This is a genomic window from Putridiphycobacter roseus, from assembly GCF_003234935.1.
Lineage (GTDB): Bacteria > Bacteroidota > Bacteroidia > Flavobacteriales_D > Crocinitomicaceae > Putridiphycobacter > Putridiphycobacter roseus.
Genome location: NZ_QKSB01000004.1, coordinates 90,075 through 106,961 on the forward strand (window position 1 = coordinate 90,075; position 16,887 = coordinate 106,961).

The following is a 16,887-nucleotide window of genomic DNA, read 5'->3' on the forward strand; positions in this document are numbered from 1 at the left end:
CTAAAATTATCGTTTTATAAATTGTAAAATCTTAGATAATGGCTTCCTGATAAAGGTAAAAGCATTGGGTTTAAGGCCATTCATTTGCCAAGCCATCCGGTCTTCTTTATTTGCTTTCAGTCTATTTTTAAAGGATGCATTACTCACACCTCCGGTACGCATCCGTACAATGGTTTGCGGTAAATAAACTGGATTTAAGCCATGTTTGTGTATCATCCGTAACATCAATTCATAATCGGCAGCCGATCTTAAATTAAGCTGGTAAAGACCAAATTCAGTATAGTATTTTTTTCGAATAAAAAAGGTCGGGTGTGGTGGCATCCATCCTTTTAGAAAAGCACCCTTTTGATACGTTTTTGCTTGCCAAGTTCGGGTTACCTTATCCGTATCGTCTGGATCGACATAAACTAAATCTCCATAAACACAGTCAGTTTTTGGATCTTTAAATAAATCGACTACTGCTGACAACACAGAAGAATTTGCATAAAAGTCATCCGCGTTCAAAATACCTATCACTTCCCCACTCGCCATATTAACCCCCTTGTTCATGGCATCATAAATCCCGCTATCTGGCTCCGAAAGTATGGTCGAAATTTGGTCTTTGTATTTTTTGCAAATCTCCAAAGTACCATCTGTAGAATTGCCGTCAATAATAATATATTCTATTGAAGAGATATCTTGCGCTAATACCGATTGGATAGTATCTTCAATGTATTTTTCAGCATTATATGCTACAGTAATAATGGATATTTTAGGCTTCATTTATTTTTCTTTCTCGAACAATTTTAGCAGGGTTTCCCTGATAAATCATATAGGCGTTTAATTCATTTATGGCAACTGATTGCACGCTTAAAACAGCATGACTTTTGCAAGTAACACCTGGACAAACAGTGGACTGTGCACCAATCCAAACGCCATCTTCTAAAATAATTGGTTTTACCATTAAATCAAAAGTTGGTTTTTTGTAGTCATGGTTACCACACAATAACATAGCTCCCTGTGAAATACAAACATTATTTCCAATGCTTACTTCTGCTAAATTATCAATCCACACCTTTTCACCAATCCAGGAATAATTGCCCACTTTTAATTTCCAAGGATATTTTACGGACACCATTTGCTTGATAACCACTCCATGTCCAATTTTTGCACCAAATAACTTTAATACAAATACTTTTAAAGCACTAGAAGGGTTATATTTATTTTGCAAGATGAATGCATTGACAAAGTACCAAAGCAATATCTTCCACTTATTACCGGGTTGATACCAATCATTTTTGAAGGAAGCCAGATCTGTTATCATTTTTCAAAGAGATTTTTGTGCTTTTCTACCAATTTTTCGTCTAAAACCTTTTCTCTAAAATAACTATAGGACTTAATTACCATCTCTGCATGTTCCTTTGGGGATAGATTAACCGCTTTTTCGATCGCTGAAGCATAATTGGCTTCATCAGAAATGTCAACATCCCATCCTACTCCTTTTTCTTCTAATTTATGCCAAGGTGTGTTTTGACTAATAATAACCGGACATCCGTTTGCCCAAGCTTCTACAATGGTATGTCCAAAGTTTTCATGTTTCGTTGGTAAAACCATATAATGCGATCCGGCATAAACTTTTGAAACTTCGGCAGGTGTAACCACTCCCTTGTAATGCATGGAAACAGATTCTGACAAAGGCTTAAATCCACTTTTTAATTCTGCATAATATGCCTTATCCTCAATCAACCCATACATGTTAAATTCAACTTTTTTAGCGGTCTTCAAACTATTTAAAGCTTGAATAATTAAGTGTAAATTTTTCTTTCTGGAAATTCTACTGACAAAAACTAAAACAATTTTATCACTCGGTTTTAAGGCATGAACAGCTGCAAGCGTATAAGTTTGTGCTAGCGGAATATTTTGTGCAATCACTACATTAGCATACCTTCCAAAAACAGATTGAATTTCTTTTTCTTCTTCCGTGGTAGAAGCGTGCCAAGTAATATTTTTATAAAACCCTAAAATTTTTGCTACGGATAAAAAAACCTTTTTCTTGCTTTGTTTAATTTCAAGTGCACCTTTGCCCAACATCCCCCTTGGCGCTAATATTACTTGCTTATTCTCTTTTCTGGCATAGCGTAAAGGGTACAAAGTGAAATTTTTTGAAAACAAGCTATTCAAATATATAATATCTGCATTGACTTCAAATAAATTTGTTTTAATACTTGCATAGGTCATGGCGTACTTATCTAAATACTTAATAAATACACCGTCAATATCATTCCATTGATTTGCTTCTATGTTTGGATAAGGTTTTGTGTCTCCCAAATCATAAGCACTTGTTAAAATGTAAAAGTCAAAGTAACGCTTAAAAGCATTCACCATGTTATTCACCGAACGAATTGGTCCACCAGCTTTATAGCCAGGCGTATACCAATCCACACATATTAATATTTTTTTTTTATCCTTCAATTCCATTTATTGTCATCCAGTGTCCTAAAATTACCAATGGCCAAATTCTTGACCAAGTTACTCTTTTATCATTTTTTAAAAAACGTTTCCATAAATTATCGATTCCGTTAGCTTTAAAGTTAGGATTATTTTTTAATTGATTTAAATTGGTTTCGCAAAACGATTTCAATTCATTTTTCATCCATTTTTCATAGGGTAAAACAAAGCCCATTTTTTTTCGATTATAAATCGATTCTGGCAAATCGTCTATAAATGCATCTACCAATAATTTTTTTGGTGTACTTGGCGATTTAATATCGTCTGGAATTCGCAACACATATTCCACAAATTCATGGTCTAAAAATGGTACCCTTACTTCCAATGCACTAGCCATACTCATCTGGTCTGTATCCCTTAACAAAACATTAGACATATAAGTACGCATTTCAGCGACGGATATTCTACTCAATGCTGGTAAACCCCAACCTGACTTTTGATAACCAATGTGTTCATGTGCAATTTCAAAAGTCCTATTTAATGGCAGTTTATTGGTCTTGATTAAACCACTGATCTGATTATCCATTAATACTTGTCGATAATATTGATACACGTACTCCGTATCAAAATATTCTTGTTTTAATAATTCTTTAATTTTCCCTGAAGCAACATCCCTTTTGATGGCATCATATACATAACCGACTTGCTTTCTGGCATAATTGGGAAAACTCCCTAACCATTTATTTTTTTGGAGGTTAGGAATTTGGTTAAAAATAGAATAGCCTCCAAATAATTCATCCCCTCCTAAGCCCGACAGTGCCATGGATACGCCTGCTTGCTTTGTTTCTTTAGAAACAACATAAGTATTTAAACCGTCGCCGCTTGGGTGATCTAAAAAGCTAAGTGCTTCTGGAATAAGTGATTTAAAATAATCTGCTTCTAATTCAATTTCGTGGTGATTAGTTTTGTATTTCTTGGCTATTTCTTTTGCAAATTTACCTTCAGAAAACTCATCTTCTTTAAAAACAACTGAAAAAGTATCTATCTTCTCCTCTCTTTGTTTTGCCATTAAAGCTACAATAATAGAACTATCAATTCCACCGGATAAAAACGCCCCAAAAGGGACGTCACTCATCAGTCGCTTGTCGACCGCTTCGTTTAGTTTAGTTTGAATTTGTATTATAGTTTCTGTCCTATTCTGTTTAGGAATACCCGGAACTGTTGTTGGGTCCCAATAGGTCTTAATTTCCTCTTTTTCTTCATTGAAAAACATATATTGACCAGGCAATAAGCTATACACATTTTCAATAATAGTATATGGTGCATGTACGGTTTGAAACCTTAAGTAATCCACCAGTCCATTTTTATCTATTTTTTTCTTTATCAATCCTGTACTCAGGATAGATTTTAGGGAAGAGGAAAATATTAACTGTTCTTGGTCTAAACAATAATATAATGGTTTAATGCCTATTCTATCTCTTGCTATAAATAATGATTTGTCCTGTTTATCCCAAATTGCAAAAGCAAACATGCCATTAAATTCATTCACACAAGCCTTTCCCCAAGCCATATAAGCAGCAATCACAACTTCTGTATCCGAATTGGTTTTAAAAGGATAGTCTGGAAGCTTGGCTTTTATTGCTTGATAATTATAAATCTCGCCATTAAATACCAATACATACCTTTCATCATTACTCAAAAATGGTTGATTTGCTCTATCTGAGGTATCGATAATAGATAGTCTTCTATGTCCCAAATGAATAAATTGATCTTGAAAGACGCCTTCGGCATTTGGTCCCCTATGTGCCATGGTATCATTCATTTTTTGAATAATACTAGCCTCATAATCAATTCCCGAAAATTTATAAATTCCGTTTATTCCACACATAACTTATACTCCAATTTCTTTTCTAAAAGCTTCAGAATCTAATAACTTTTGAATGCCTTCTTCTATTGAAATCAAATCTCGATTTAATAAATTTAACATCTTTCTATTATCAGGTTGTCTTCTTTTCATGTCGCCAGAAGGCAACGGCGGTAAATGAATGATTTCCGATTTACTTTTAGTAATTTTTATTATTGTTTTTGCAAGATCAATAATCGTAATTATTTTATCTCCGCCAACATTCACTACGTCGTTTACTATTTTATTTTCATTCAAAGCCTTTATACACATGTCAATATTATCTTCAACATAACAAAAGGTTCTGGTCTGTTTACCGTCACCAAAAACAGTAATTGGTTCATTTTTTAATGCTTGTGAAATAAATTTCGCCATCACAAAGTCCGTCGTTTGATGCGGTCCGTAAGTATTAAAAAACCGGAATATCGTATAATCTAAACCATATTCTTGCTGGTAGGATCGACAAAAAGATTCTCCAACATTTTTTACTACAGCGTAAGGTAATTTAGAGTTTAATGGTGTAGTAGATTCATTCTGAGGAATACTAACTGGCTCTCCATATACTTCAGAGGAACTTGAAAAGAAAAATCTTTTTACGCCAATATTTTTTGAAATATTTAATATGTTTTTTATCCCTTGGATATCTTCTAGCACTTTAACTGGATTTTCCTGTGTTCTTTGTACACCTACTAACGCAGCATAATGAAACACATAATCAAAGCGATTGGCCAACATTATTTCGGACAGTTCCGTTTTTTTATTGACATCTGCTTTAATAAATTTTAAATTGGATTGTGTTAAATCTAATTTTGAGAGTGAACCCGTTGACAAATCATCCACAACGGTAACTTTATTATTTTGATCTTCAATTAATTTTGCAGCTAATGCACTCCCAACATTTCCAGCACCTCCAGTAATTAAAATTTTTCTCATAAAGTTGTGATTCAGGTCTCAAATTTAACCAATTTATTAAGGAATGAAAAGGAATTAAGAAATAATTAACAGCCTTTACTTTTGAGAAAAATTCAACTCAAATGGCATTCGATTTACAATAGATCTACCCAAAGTAATCTCATCTGCATAATGCAATTCTGTTCCTACAGAAACGCCACGTGTCAGCGTGGTGATTTTTACTTTAAACGCACTAATCTTTCGGTATAGATAAAAATTAGTCGTATCCCCTTCCATGGATGTCGGTAAGGCCAAAATAACTTCCTCTACTGTATTCGATTTTAAGCGTTCAGAAAGCAAGGATATATTAAGGTCATTCGGACCAATACCTTCCATTGGGGATATTATCCCCCCTAAAACATGATAAGTCCCAAAATACTGTTCGGTAGACTCTATAGCCATTACATCTCGGATATCCTCGACTACACAAATTATATTTTTATTTCTATTGGGCAACAAACAAATACTACACAACTTGGCATCTGTAATGTTTCCACAAGTTTCACAAGATGAAATATTTGCTTTCAAATGTTGAATAGAGCCTGCAAACTGCTGTAACTCTTCTTCATCTCGCTTTAGTAAGTTTAAAACAAGTCTTAAAGCTGTTTTTTTGCCTATCCCCGGAAGAGACGCAAAATGCTCTACCACTTCCTCTAAATATTTTGAAGGTAAATTCACGGTGCAAAAATACACTTTTTTTTCTACTTTTGTTCTTTAAGAAAACCATTCATGTACGAAGCCTATTTCAAAAAAATCACTTTAAATTTTAAACAAGCAAGCGGCACTTCACGTGGTATATTGACCCAAAAAGATAGTTGGATATTGCATTTATTTCAAAGTGAAAATCCAAATTTAATTGGAAAAGGAGAAGCATCTATCCTTACCTCTCTCTCCCCTGATTGGGACAGTCATTATGAAGAGAAGTTATTGGAAGTAGCAAAAAACATCAACCTTTACCTCCACCGTTTGGATTTACTGAATGCTTTTCCTTCGATTCAATTTGCCATAGAATCGGCACTATTAGATTTGAATAACGGGGCCAAGTTCATTCTTTTCCCTGCCATTTTTGAAGCTCCCGACACAAAAATTCCAATCAACGGATTAATATGGATGGGTTCTGAAAAATTTATGCTGACGCAAATAGCGGAAAAAATTAAAGCGGGATTTACTTGTATTAAAATGAAAATAGGCGCTATCGATTTTGAAAATGAAATAAATATCTTAAAATCAATTAGAGCACAATACCCCCCAAACGAAATTGAACTTAGGGTAGATGCAAATGGTGCTTTTTCTCCCGACACTGCTTTAGACAAGCTAAGAGCACTTAGTGACCTAGCCATTCATTCCATTGAACAACCAATCAAACCAGGCCAAAGGGAAGCAATGGCTGCCCTATGTAAATTGACTCCCCTACCCATTGCATTAGATGAAGAATTGATAGGTATTTATGATAAAAAAGAAAAAGAAACTTTACTTAAAAACATAAAGCCACAATTTATTATTTTAAAACCTAGCCTAATTGGCGGTATGCGTGGTACTGATGAATGGATTGAACTTGCCGATAAATATGAAATTAAATGGTGGATTACCTCAGCCTTGGAAAGTAATATTGGTTTAAATGCGATAGCACAATATACTTTCACTAAAAACAATCCCCTTCCCCAAGGATTAGGTACTGGTAGTTTGTTTACGAACAATCTCCCTCCCTTCCTTCAAGTTAAGAAAGGTCATCTTCATTTAAATCTTGTATGATCATATTGGCCAACTGCGCTCCCACCATACTCCCAATTGCTATGCCCATTCCACCTAATTTTACGGCGACAAATTGATGTAAGCCTACTTTTTTTACAATCGGATTCTTATCTGCGCCAAACGCCATAATTCCGCTCCAATAATAATCGATTTCAAAGGCTTGATTTGGTAATATAATACGCGCCAATTTATCCTTTAAATCAAGTTGAATCTTTTCATTAATGCCAAATTCCGTGGTTGCTTCCCCAGCCTTATCTATGGATCGGCCACCTCCAAAAATTACTCTGTTTTTATAATTCCTAAAATAATAGTAACCTGCATCAAAATGGTAAATCCCCTGAAAAGAAAGTTTTTTTAATGGCTTGGTCACCAAAACTTGGCCTCGACCAGGTGCTATTATTAAGTCTGGCAATATCAGTGAGGTAAATGCATTCGTACAAAAAGCTATTTTTTTAACCAATAATGGAAGTGATGAATGAACCAAGTGAATGCCGTTTTCTGTCCTTTTAATACTTTTCACTGTATAGCCTGTTTTAATTTCTACACCTAACCTTAAAGCAATATTTATTAAGGATTGCATCAATAAACCAGTATTCAAACTGCCCTCTAAATGATTTTCAATTAACATTTTTACGCCACCACCAAATACACTTTTTTTATGAGATACAGAGAAAGCTTTACGCCCTAAAATAGCATTGGTTTTTTCATTTACAGCTGCCATTATATCTAAGTCAACTTGGGCTTCACCAAACAATAACTCGTGACTACCATTTTCCTGATAATCCATATTTTTCTCTCCTAACCTCCCTTTCAACATGGCCAAACCCTCGTAACGCATTTGCATTAAACCAACTACCTCATCTAGGGAATTATGCTGCAAATCATCCACGATTTCTGTAAAGCTTCCTACACAAGCAAATCCAGCATTTTTAGTACTCGCCCCCGTTGGTAACAATCCCCTTTCTAAAATAACGACTTTTAAATTTTTATCTGCCTCTTTAATCGAAATAGCGGTTGACAAACCAACAATACCTGCACCTACAATACCTATGTCGTATGATTGAAAGTGTTCTTTTTCCCAAAATGATAACATGTACCTTTTTTCTGTGAAACTAATCAATTCTATTAACTTGTAATAACAGCCATAAAAAAACCATGTCTTTTACAACATGGTTCATTAAACACAAAAATAAAAAAAATTAACTCTCTACATCAATACTGATCGTATACTCCCCTGAAGTTAACCCTGTTGCACCTGCCACACCAATAATAATAGAATATGGATTCGTTGTTGCATTTAAATACAAATGCTTTTCACCTGTTATAGCATAAGAATTGGACGGTGCTGCTTCACAGCTAACACAAGATGAAATATTTGGTGGAATTGTTTTATCTCCTGCTCCTTTAGAATAAGCATAAATCGCAATATCATCTGAAGAATTTGTCGCATTTAAAAAAATATCAATGGTTGTTTGTTTCGGTATATCTATTTGATAAAACACATGATTCCCCTCAAACCAAGACTTTCCTGGTTCCACAAAACAAGCCATTGAACTGTTCCATGCCCAAGATAAATCACTTAATTTCTCGCCATTAGAAAGGTTCCCTTTAAAGGTTTGGTCTCCATCAGGCAACTCTGTTAATTTACTACCGACATTAGATATAGGTTCCTCTATCACTTCTTCTTCTTCTTCTTTCTTTTTACATGCTGTAAAAGCAATTATTACCACTAGTAAAAGTGAAAATAGTCCTGATTTTTTCATAAAATATTGTTTTAAATTAAGTTGTTTTAGGAATTAAATTGTCCCTGTTTGTGTTACAATTTTAATTAATTACGAGGCTTACAACCAAGTAAAAACAGCCTAATCTTCGCAAAACAGGCAAATTTCATCCATTCGGGTGAGTCTATTTGAGCAAGCTTAACCCAAATTAGTGAGTGTATTTATTATATCATTTGGAGTCCATCCACATTTTTATCAAAATTAACATAGGTTAAAAAATCAACATCACTTACTTTTTCGATAAATTATTAGTTTAAAAGAAACTATATTTGCAAAATATATAATTTAAAAAAAGAACTCAAATGAAAAAATTAATTTTATCAGCTTTCACATTAGCATTACTGGTTTCATCTTGTAATAATAACGGAGAAAAAGTGGACGCTAAAGACGCAGAAAATGTAGAAGTGATTGAAACAGAAAGTACAGTTACGCTTTCAACTATTGATGAAGCAAGTACAATTGAATGGTTCGCCTCTCACTTAGGTGGAGTTGCACCAAGATTTGGTAAAATAGGTATCCAAAGTGCAGAAGTTTTAGTAAACAATGGAGAATTATCTAATGCAACAGTAATCATTGACTTGAATACTTTGACGGTTGAAAATTTTGAAGGAGACGAAGAGCAAACCAACAAATTAACCGGTCACTTAAAAAGTGCTGATTTCTTTAATGTAGAAGTGAATCCAACTGCTAAATTTGAATTGACAAGTATTGCAGACGGTGACGATACTTATAACAGTAAGGTTACAGGAAACTTAACAATCCTTGATTCTACTAAAAGTATTTCTTTCTTAGCTAATATCTCTAGCTCTAATGAAGCTGTTTCTATACAATCTCAAAAATTTGCAATTGATAGAACAAATTGGGGTATGTTATACCACGTAGAAGGTAGTGAAGGTGTACCAACTGATTATTTAATTTCTAATGAAGTTGGATTCATCATCAGTGTAAACGTTAAATAAAATTACCTAGTTTTATATTTTATAAAAAACACGCCCATAAAAAGGCGTGTTTTTTTTGTCTCAAAGTTTTTTTAAATGCTGTAATTTTGGACTTAGGATTACAAAATTATTCTGTTTTTGTTGGCGATACATTCTTCTATCCATACAATGTTTCTTATCTTTAAAAGATCTATTTTAAAATCAAAACTAAATGATTCCAAATTTAAAAATCTACTTACTAGTAACCTTTTGCTTAAGTTTTATTTTTCATGGGCAAGTTTTTGCGCAAACGACAATTCCATTGTATTTAAAAGCAAAGACCATTCAAGTTGAAAAAGCAGAGAAATATAAAGAAGTAGCCATTAAATTAGAAAATGAACTTAGTATCAATGGAAAGATATATCGAATAATTCAATTTAAAACATTGCCTAACCATACCGAAAAATTAGCCCTTAAGAAATTAGGCGTGGAACTGCTTAATTATTTACCAAAAAACAGTTTCTACGCTGCAATTAAAACAAACACTAAAAAAAGCGTACTTAATGCTTTTCATGTCCATAATATTATTTCCATAGCACCAAGCTATAAACTTTCTAAAGAATTATACTTAGATGAAATTGGTTCATGGGCAATAAACAAAAACACCATTAGCTTGAATGGTATTTATTTCAAAGGCATACCTAAAGAATCAGTAATCCGTAAATTAGAAAGCATTGGCGCAACTATTATACAGGTAAATGAAGTAGAAATTGTACAATTTTCTATAAAAAAATCTCAACTACCATTGGTATATAGTTTACCTTCATTTTATTACTTTGAACAAATTGACGCCCCTTCAGAACCTGAGAATTTAGTCGGTGTTACCGATCACCGAAGTAATACTTTGGCTACCGCTTATGAAAATGGTTTGAAATATGACGGAACAGGAGTTACTGTGATGATGCAAGACAACAGTGTATTAAATCAACATATCGACTACCAAGGTCGTTTTTTTAATGGTAATGCTGCCCAAACAGGCGATCATGGAGAGCATGTGGGAGGTATTATTGGCGGCGCAGGAAACCTTGATCCAACTTCAAGAGGTATGGCTTTTGGCGCAGATATACTCGTTTACAATTTTAACAATACCAATTACAACACTGTTCCTAGTCTAGTAACCAATAACGATTTAACAATCACCTCAAAAAGTTATGGTAATGGGCTAAATGCAGGATACACCAGTTTGGCAAGTCAACTTGACCAACAAATAAGGATGATGCCTGCCTTGGTGCATGTTTTTTCTGCTGGAAATTCAAACGGTAGTGGTACTACTGCTGCGGGTAGTCAATGGGTAAATATTACCGGAGGCCATAAAGCAGGGAAAAATGTAATCGCGGTAGGAAATGTTACGGAATCCGACGCAATAGCAAGCTCCAGTAGTCGTGGTCCTAGTGCAGACGGACGAATCAAACCAGATATCTGTGCCGTAGGTACTAATGTGTATTCTACTATAGAACCTAATAATTATGGGAATAAAACAGGCACTTCCATGGCTTGTCCTGGCGTGGCAGGAACATTGGCACAATTATATCAAGCTTATAAGGAATTGAATAGTGGTAACAATCCGCCTTCAGGACTAATTAAAGCCACCGTTTTAAATACAGGAAAAGATTTAGGAAATCCCGGACCAGATTATATTTATGGCTGGGGTAGAATAAATGCCAGAAAGGCATACGAAACAGTTTTTAATAATGCATATATTATAGATAACATCACCAATGGAACAAATGACTTACATACTGTTACGGTACCAAATGGCATTAAACAATTAAAAGTAATGGTTTATTGGACCGATTATGAAGGTTCTGCAAACGCATCTTTGGCATTGGTGAACGATATTAATATGACCATTACAGATCCCACTTCTACGCAGTTATTACCATGGACATTATCCACTACTCTAAATGCTACTGCCTTAAATACACCTGCCGTACCTGGGGTGGATAATCGAAACAATATGGAACAAATTAGTGTTAACAATCCAATACCAGGTGTTTATACGATTGATATTAATGGCTTTTCGATTCCACAAGGACCACAAGAATATTATATTGTATACGAAATGGTTACTGAAGACGTGGTTTTAACTTACCCTATTGGCGGTGAAAGTTTTGACCCTACCAAAAATGAGATTATTAGATGGGATGCACAGGGGGATACTAATCCTTTTAGTATTGACTATTCTGTTGACAATGGTGTTTCATGGACAAATATTGCAAACAGTATCCCTGCGAGTTCCCGTTTTTATACTTGGAATGTTCCGAACGGCATAGCTACTGGGGAAGCTTTAGTAAGAATAACTCGTGGCGGAAACACCAGCGAGTCACACGAAAATTTTTCTATCATAGGTGTACCAACAGGTTTAAATATTGATTGGGTTTGTGCCGATTCAATGCATGTGTCTTGGAATGCAGTTACTGACGCTACTGGTTACGAAGTAAGTTTACTCGGTAATAAATACATGGACTCCATTGGGTTTACTACGAATACTGAATTAACCATTTCAATAAATGCTGGACAAGAAAATTGGTGGAGTGTAAAAGCGCTAGAAGCAAGTACGAATTGTATTGGACGTAGAGCGCTTGCTGTTTATCAAGCCATTGGAGTGGTAAACTGCTTAATTCCAATAGACGCTGCCATTACCAATGACGGTTCTTTTAATGGCACCACTTTTTTAGAGTGCATTGCGCCTAATGGTTATGATTTGTCTATAGAATTATTCAATAACGGTTCCTCTTCCCTTTCTAACATACCCGTCTATTACCAATTAAATAATGGGAGCATCATTTCAGAAAGTTATAACGGAACACTGAATCCAGGTGCCAATGTAACACATACTTTTTTAAATCAAGTAGCTGCATTAAATGGTGCAAATGAACTCGTAATCTGGGTAAATTACGCCAATGATGGAAATGGCTTAAATGATTCTTTATTTTATAATTTCAATTATAGTAATAGCCCTCCAGTCTCTTTGCCATGGTCTGAAGATTTTGAAGACTTTCAGTTGTGTGGAACTGCAAGTAATTGCGAAGAAGAAATTTGTCCAACTATTCATGATTTCATCAATGCAGCAAATGGCATAACAGATGATATTGATTGGAGAACAAATGAAGGAAATACTCCTTCTGCATCTACTGGACCAACAACAGATTTTAATCCAGGAAATAATAGTGGAAAATACCTGTATTTAGAACCTTCCGCAACACCTGTTTGTACAAACAAGGAAGCATACTTAATTAGTCCTTGCTTAAGTATTGAAGCAGCTTCTATTTTAAAATTTGGCTACCATATGTATGGCACCAATATTGGATCTTTACATGTTGATGCATATGTAAATGATAACTGGGTAAATGATATTACACCTGCTATAGCAGGGAATAAAGGAAATCAATGGTTAGTCCAAACGGTAGATTTAAGTGCCTATAATGGGCAGATTATTAACCTTAGATTTAGAGGGATTACTGGAGATGGATTTAGAAGTGACATGGCAATTGATGATATTCAAGTGCTAAGCACCCTGCATACAACTGCCTTTGATTTAGAAAAGGAATTCTCCATCTATCCTAACCCTTCTAATGGAAATTATAACTATTCATACCATGGAGATGAAGCAATTAAAATAAGTATTAGTGATGCAAATGGTAAAGTTATTTATACACAACAGTTATCAGGAACAGAGGCTGGTGCTATTGATATAAGTAATTATGCAAACGGTGTTTATTTCGTTGAAATTCAATCCGACTTAAATAAATCAATCAAAAAAATCATTAAATATTAAGACTGTTTTAAATAAGTATTATTTTAACATTTAATTTAAAAACCTTGGCCTTAAACGACCAAGGTTTTTTACTTTTGAATAAAAAATTATATGAAGACTTTTGGTAGTATTTTCTTATTCACCCTTTTATTGATTAGCTGCAAAAAAAATCAGCCATTCTCCTCCTTAGATATTCAAACAGAAAACATGATAGACTTTGACCAGAAAAACAAAGCGAATATTGCATATAATGAAGGCGAAATAAAGGTGCAACTATTGGGTGACTTTAAAGTAAATAAGAAGGATAGTAAAAGTACTTATACGGTAGAATTAAACCAACCATTTCCTTTAGGTGGATTGCAGATGGATGACGATTGGGTTTTAAAAGGAAACAATAATGATCCAAGTTTTGTGCGAGAATTCATTTCGTATGCATTGTTTCGTCAAATGAGTAAAGAAAATATAGCGCCGGCCTGCACTTATACCAACCTATATGTTAATCACGAATACCAAGGACTTTATCTTTTATTGCAAAAAATAAACGCGGGATTTCTTGACTTGAAAAAATCAGACTCCCTTAGTATGTTATTTAAAAACCCGCCTTTCTTCTCTATGGAATCTACGTCAATAAAAAATGAATTCAACCAAAAGTTTCCAAAAGTTAAAAAGAAAAATTTAAATCCATACTTAAAAAATATCCAGCAAAATATTTTAACCTATAGTAAAGATTCTTTATCCTTATTGGTCCGTAATAATTTTGATTTGGAAAACATAATGGATTGGCACCTGTTAGTGATGTTTACAGAAAATAAAAAAGGATATACCGACCATTTTTATCTGTACAAAGAAAAAAGTGGAAAACCGTTTAAAATTGCTTTGTGGGATTTTGATAAAACTTTTGACAATGGTAAAAACCATAAACTTATTTCTGCTTCAAATTGGGAGAAAAATATTTTATTGAAAAGATTATATGCCGAAGACATATTGGACTACAAATCAAAATTAAAAGCCAGATGGAAAGAATTAAGCGGCCAAGATATATTCCAAGTAGAAGCTATCCAAAATTTAATGGAGCCTATTTTATTAAAACTAACACCTCAAATTGAAAAAAACAACAGCCATTGGCATCTCACAGATTATATTTTACAAGAGGAAATAGAAAAAATTAAATTAAGTATCGAAAGGAGAAGAAATGAAATGAATATATTTTTTAAGTAAAAAAAAAGGAGGACAAATTGTCCTCCTTTTCTCTTATTAGAATTTAACTTAATCAATCAATTCTACACTTCTATTAATAAATTTAGAAAGTGCTTCACCTTTTAACATCCCTTGTGATAACATGGCTAAATCAGCAAGCTGCTTTGCTACTTTCTTTTTATTAGCTCCTTTTTTACTTAACAATGCGGTAATAGCTGGGTGGTTTGCATTTACTGTAAAATTGAACATTTCAGGGAAAGCACCAAACATACCACCGCCACCCATGCGTTGTTGTTCTTGCATTCTTCTCATAAACTCTGGTTGTGTAATAATAACCGGTGCTTCTGTTTCACTCATGTTTTCAAATTGAACCGTGAACTTCTCTTTGTTCACTACTTCTTCAAACAATGGTTTTAATTTTTCTTTTTCTTCATCCGATAATTTAGAAGGCAATTCAACATCTTTTTGAATTAACTTATCTAATGTATCTGAATCTACTCTTGAAAAGCTTACATTCTCTAAAGTGGATTCTAATTTTGCGATAAAATGTGGTGTTAACGGACTGTCAAATAACAATACATCATAACCTCTTTCTGTAGCATTACTAATAAATTGGTGTTGTGCATCCTTACTGTTAGCATATAAAACAACTAACTTTCCATCTTTATCTGTTTGTGCTGCCGCAATTTTTTCTTTGTATTCTTCCACAGTAAAATATTCACCATTGGTATTTTTCAATAAAGTGAATTTTGCTGCTTTTTCTGCAAATTTATCATCCGTTAAAGTACCATACTCTACAAATACTTTTAAATCGTCCCATTTTGCTTCAAAATCTTTTCTGTCCTCATTAAACATTGACTGTAACTTATCCGCTACTTTTTTAGTAATGTGTGAAGCAATTTTTTTCACATTTCCATCACTTTGTAGATAAGAACGAGAAACATTCAATGGAATATCTGGTGAATCAATAACACCATGTAATAAAGTTAAAAACTCAGGTACAATTTGTTCTACTGAATCTGTAATAAAAACTTGGTTAGAATACAATTGAATCTTGTTCTTTTGAATTTCAACGTTTTCTTGAATTTTTGGGAAATACAATACCCCAGTTAAATGAAAAGGATAGTCCACATTTAAATGAATGTGAAACAATGGTTCATCAAAACTAGCTGGATACAATTCTCTATAAAAAGCTTTGTAGTCTTCCTCTGTCAAATCTGCAGGCGCCTTTACCCATAAAGGTTTTGTATTATTAATGACATTTGGTTCTGTAACTTCAATTTGCTTTACTTTACCTTCTTCGTCTTTTTCCCCTTTTGGATCATCAATTTTTTCTGTTTTTTCACCAAATACAATTTCAACTGGTAAAAATTTACAGTATTTATTTAATAAAGTAGATATTCTAGCTTCTTCCAAAAACTCTAAAGAGTCTTCTGCAATGTGCATCACTATTTCTGCACCTCTATCTTTTTTATCTATTGGCGTAATGGTATATTCTGGTGTACCATCACTCTCCCACATAACTGCTTGCGCACCTTCCTTATAGGATAATGTTTTAATTTGAACCTTTTCAGCCACCATAAAAGCAGAGTAAAAACCTAAACCAAAGTGTCCTATAATTTGTTCTGCTCCTTCTTTACCTTCGTATTTTTTTACAAATTCCTCTGCGCCTGAAAAAGCAATTTGGTTGATGTATTTTTCAAGATCATCCTCTGTTAAACCAATCCCTCTATCTTTTACAGTTAAAGTCTTTGCTGCTTTGTCGATTGAAATTTCTATTCTAGTATCTCCAAGATCTCCCTTTACTTCTCCCGCTACACTTAATACTTTTAATTTTGAAGTCGAATCCACTGCATTCGAAACCAATTCTCTTAAAAAGATTTCATGATCGCTATATAAAAAGCGTTTGATTAATGGAAATATATTTTCCGTTTGTACGTTAATTGTTCCTTTTGTTGCCATGTCTAAAATTATATTTTAATAACAATACAGCTTGTTCAAAGTTTGTACCATTTGCAGATTAACTGACAAATTGACTGACACTAGTATTGTTGAGGTAAGTTTTGGCATTATTCATTCAATTAAAGCCATAATGAAACTACAAGTAACTTATTTTCGTACTTTTAAGTGATGTCTATTTTA

At 33.8% G+C, this 16,887-nt stretch carries 13 protein-coding genes; 4 read left to right on the forward strand and 9 right to left on the reverse strand.

The window, feature by feature from the left end:
* Window positions 1–6: 6 nt before the first annotated feature.
* From DNU06_RS08275 to recR, 6 genes are all read right to left on the reverse strand, one after another.
* Window positions 7–762 (reverse strand): glycosyltransferase family 2 protein, encoded by a 756-nt coding sequence (locus DNU06_RS08275; protein WP_111062785.1) that lies wholly within the window; start codon window positions 760–762, stop codon window positions 7–9.
* Window positions 752–1,303: a WcaF family extracellular polysaccharide biosynthesis acetyltransferase gene (locus DNU06_RS08280; protein ID WP_111062786.1), complete on the reverse strand. Its 552-nt coding sequence runs from the start codon at window positions 1,301–1,303 to the stop codon at window positions 752–754. Before DNU06_RS08280 ends, DNU06_RS08275 begins: the two co-directional genes overlap by 11 nt.
* Window positions 1,300–2,457, reverse strand: a complete 1,158-nt coding sequence (locus tag DNU06_RS08285) for a glycosyltransferase family 4 protein (RefSeq protein ID WP_111062787.1) — start codon at window positions 2,455–2,457, stop codon at window positions 1,300–1,302. The genes DNU06_RS08280 and DNU06_RS08285 overlap by 4 nt, the downstream gene beginning before the upstream one ends.
* Entirely contained in the window at window positions 2,441–4,315 is a 1,875-nt protein-coding gene (asnB, locus tag DNU06_RS08290) for an asparagine synthase (glutamine-hydrolyzing) (protein ID WP_111062788.1), read from the reverse strand. Before asnB ends, DNU06_RS08285 begins: the two co-directional genes overlap by 17 nt.
* Before the next feature lie 3 nt (window positions 4,316–4,318).
* Window positions 4,319–5,263, reverse strand: a complete 945-nt coding sequence (locus tag DNU06_RS08295) for an NAD-dependent epimerase/dehydratase family protein (protein ID WP_111062789.1) — start codon at window positions 5,261–5,263, stop codon at window positions 4,319–4,321.
* Between the two features lie 75 nt (window positions 5,264–5,338).
* Window positions 5,339–5,959, reverse strand: a complete 621-nt coding sequence (gene recR, locus DNU06_RS08300; RefSeq protein WP_111062790.1) for a recombination mediator RecR — start codon at window positions 5,957–5,959, stop codon at window positions 5,339–5,341.
* Window positions 5,960–6,010: 51 nt separating this feature from the next.
* On the opposite strand from recR, the gene DNU06_RS08305 reads away from it, so the two are divergent.
* Window positions 6,011–7,033, forward strand: a complete 1,023-nt coding sequence (locus DNU06_RS08305) for an o-succinylbenzoate synthase (protein ID WP_111062791.1) — start codon at window positions 6,011–6,013, stop codon at window positions 7,031–7,033.
* Here DNU06_RS08305 and DNU06_RS08310 read toward each other — a convergent pair.
* Both DNU06_RS08310 and DNU06_RS08315 read right to left on the reverse strand, forming a co-directional pair.
* The gene (locus tag DNU06_RS08310; protein ID WP_111062792.1) at window positions 6,999–8,126 is read right to left on the reverse strand and encodes an NAD(P)/FAD-dependent oxidoreductase; all 1,128 of its coding nucleotides are present in this window, start codon (window positions 8,124–8,126) and stop codon (window positions 6,999–7,001) included. The genes DNU06_RS08305 and DNU06_RS08310 overlap by 35 nt on opposite strands.
* 106 nt (window positions 8,127–8,232) lie before the next feature.
* Window positions 8,233–8,796, reverse strand: a complete 564-nt coding sequence (locus DNU06_RS08315) for a hypothetical protein (protein ID WP_111062793.1) — start codon at window positions 8,794–8,796, stop codon at window positions 8,233–8,235.
* Between the two features lie 320 nt (window positions 8,797–9,116).
* On the opposite strand from DNU06_RS08315, the gene DNU06_RS08320 reads away from it, so the two are divergent.
* The 3 genes from DNU06_RS08320 to DNU06_RS08330 all read left to right on the forward strand — a co-directional run bounded on the left by DNU06_RS08320 (window position 9,117) and on the right by DNU06_RS08330 (window position 14,766).
* Entirely contained in the window at window positions 9,117–9,773 is a 657-nt protein-coding gene (locus tag DNU06_RS08320; RefSeq protein ID WP_111062794.1) for a YceI family protein, read from the forward strand.
* Window positions 9,774–9,963: 190 nt separating this feature from the next.
* Window positions 9,964–13,569 (forward strand): S8 family serine peptidase, encoded by a 3,606-nt coding sequence (locus DNU06_RS08325; protein ID WP_111062795.1) that lies wholly within the window; start codon window positions 9,964–9,966, stop codon window positions 13,567–13,569.
* A 90-nt stretch (window positions 13,570–13,659) separates the two neighbouring features.
* A complete protein-coding gene (locus DNU06_RS08330) occupies window positions 13,660–14,766 on the forward strand; it encodes a CotH kinase family protein (RefSeq protein ID WP_111062796.1) in 1,107 nt (368 codons plus the stop codon).
* A gap of 48 nt (window positions 14,767–14,814) precedes the next feature.
* Here the strand turns inward: DNU06_RS08330 and htpG are convergent, their stop codons facing one another.
* A complete protein-coding gene (htpG, locus tag DNU06_RS08335; protein WP_111062797.1) occupies window positions 14,815–16,707 on the reverse strand; it encodes a molecular chaperone HtpG in 1,893 nt (630 codons plus the stop codon).
* Window positions 16,708–16,887: the final 180 nt, after the last annotated feature.

Coding starts and splice junctions, on each gene's coding strand:
- DNU06_RS08275 (WP_111062785.1), bottom strand. CDS start 762: ATGAAGCCTAAAATATCCATTATTACTGTAGCATATAATGCTGAAAAA.
- DNU06_RS08280 (WP_111062786.1), bottom strand. CDS start 1,303: ATGATAACAGATCTGGCTTCCTTCAAAAATGATTGGTATCAACCCGGT.
- DNU06_RS08285 (WP_111062787.1), bottom strand. CDS start 2,457: ATGGAATTGAAGGATAAAAAAAAAATATTAATATGTGTGGATTGGTAT.
- asnB (WP_111062788.1), bottom strand. CDS start 4,315: ATGTGTGGAATAAACGGAATTTATAAATTTTCGGGAATTGATTATGAG.
- DNU06_RS08295 (WP_111062789.1), bottom strand. CDS start 5,263: ATGAGAAAAATTTTAATTACTGGAGGTGCTGGAAATGTTGGGAGTGCA.
- DNU06_RS08305 (WP_111062791.1), top strand. CDS start 6,011: ATGTACGAAGCCTATTTCAAAAAAATCACTTTAAATTTTAAACAAGCA.
- DNU06_RS08310 (WP_111062792.1), bottom strand. CDS start 8,126: ATGTTATCATTTTGGGAAAAAGAACACTTTCAATCATACGACATAGGT.
- DNU06_RS08315 (WP_111062793.1), bottom strand. CDS start 8,796: ATGAAAAAATCAGGACTATTTTCACTTTTACTAGTGGTAATAATTGCT.
- DNU06_RS08320 (WP_111062794.1), top strand. CDS start 9,117: ATGAAAAAATTAATTTTATCAGCTTTCACATTAGCATTACTGGTTTCA.
- DNU06_RS08325 (WP_111062795.1), top strand. CDS start 9,964: ATGATTCCAAATTTAAAAATCTACTTACTAGTAACCTTTTGCTTAAGT.
- DNU06_RS08330 (WP_111062796.1), top strand. CDS start 13,660: ATGAAGACTTTTGGTAGTATTTTCTTATTCACCCTTTTATTGATTAGC.
- htpG (WP_111062797.1), bottom strand. CDS start 16,707: ATGGCAACAAAAGGAACAATTAACGTACAAACGGAAAATATATTTCCA.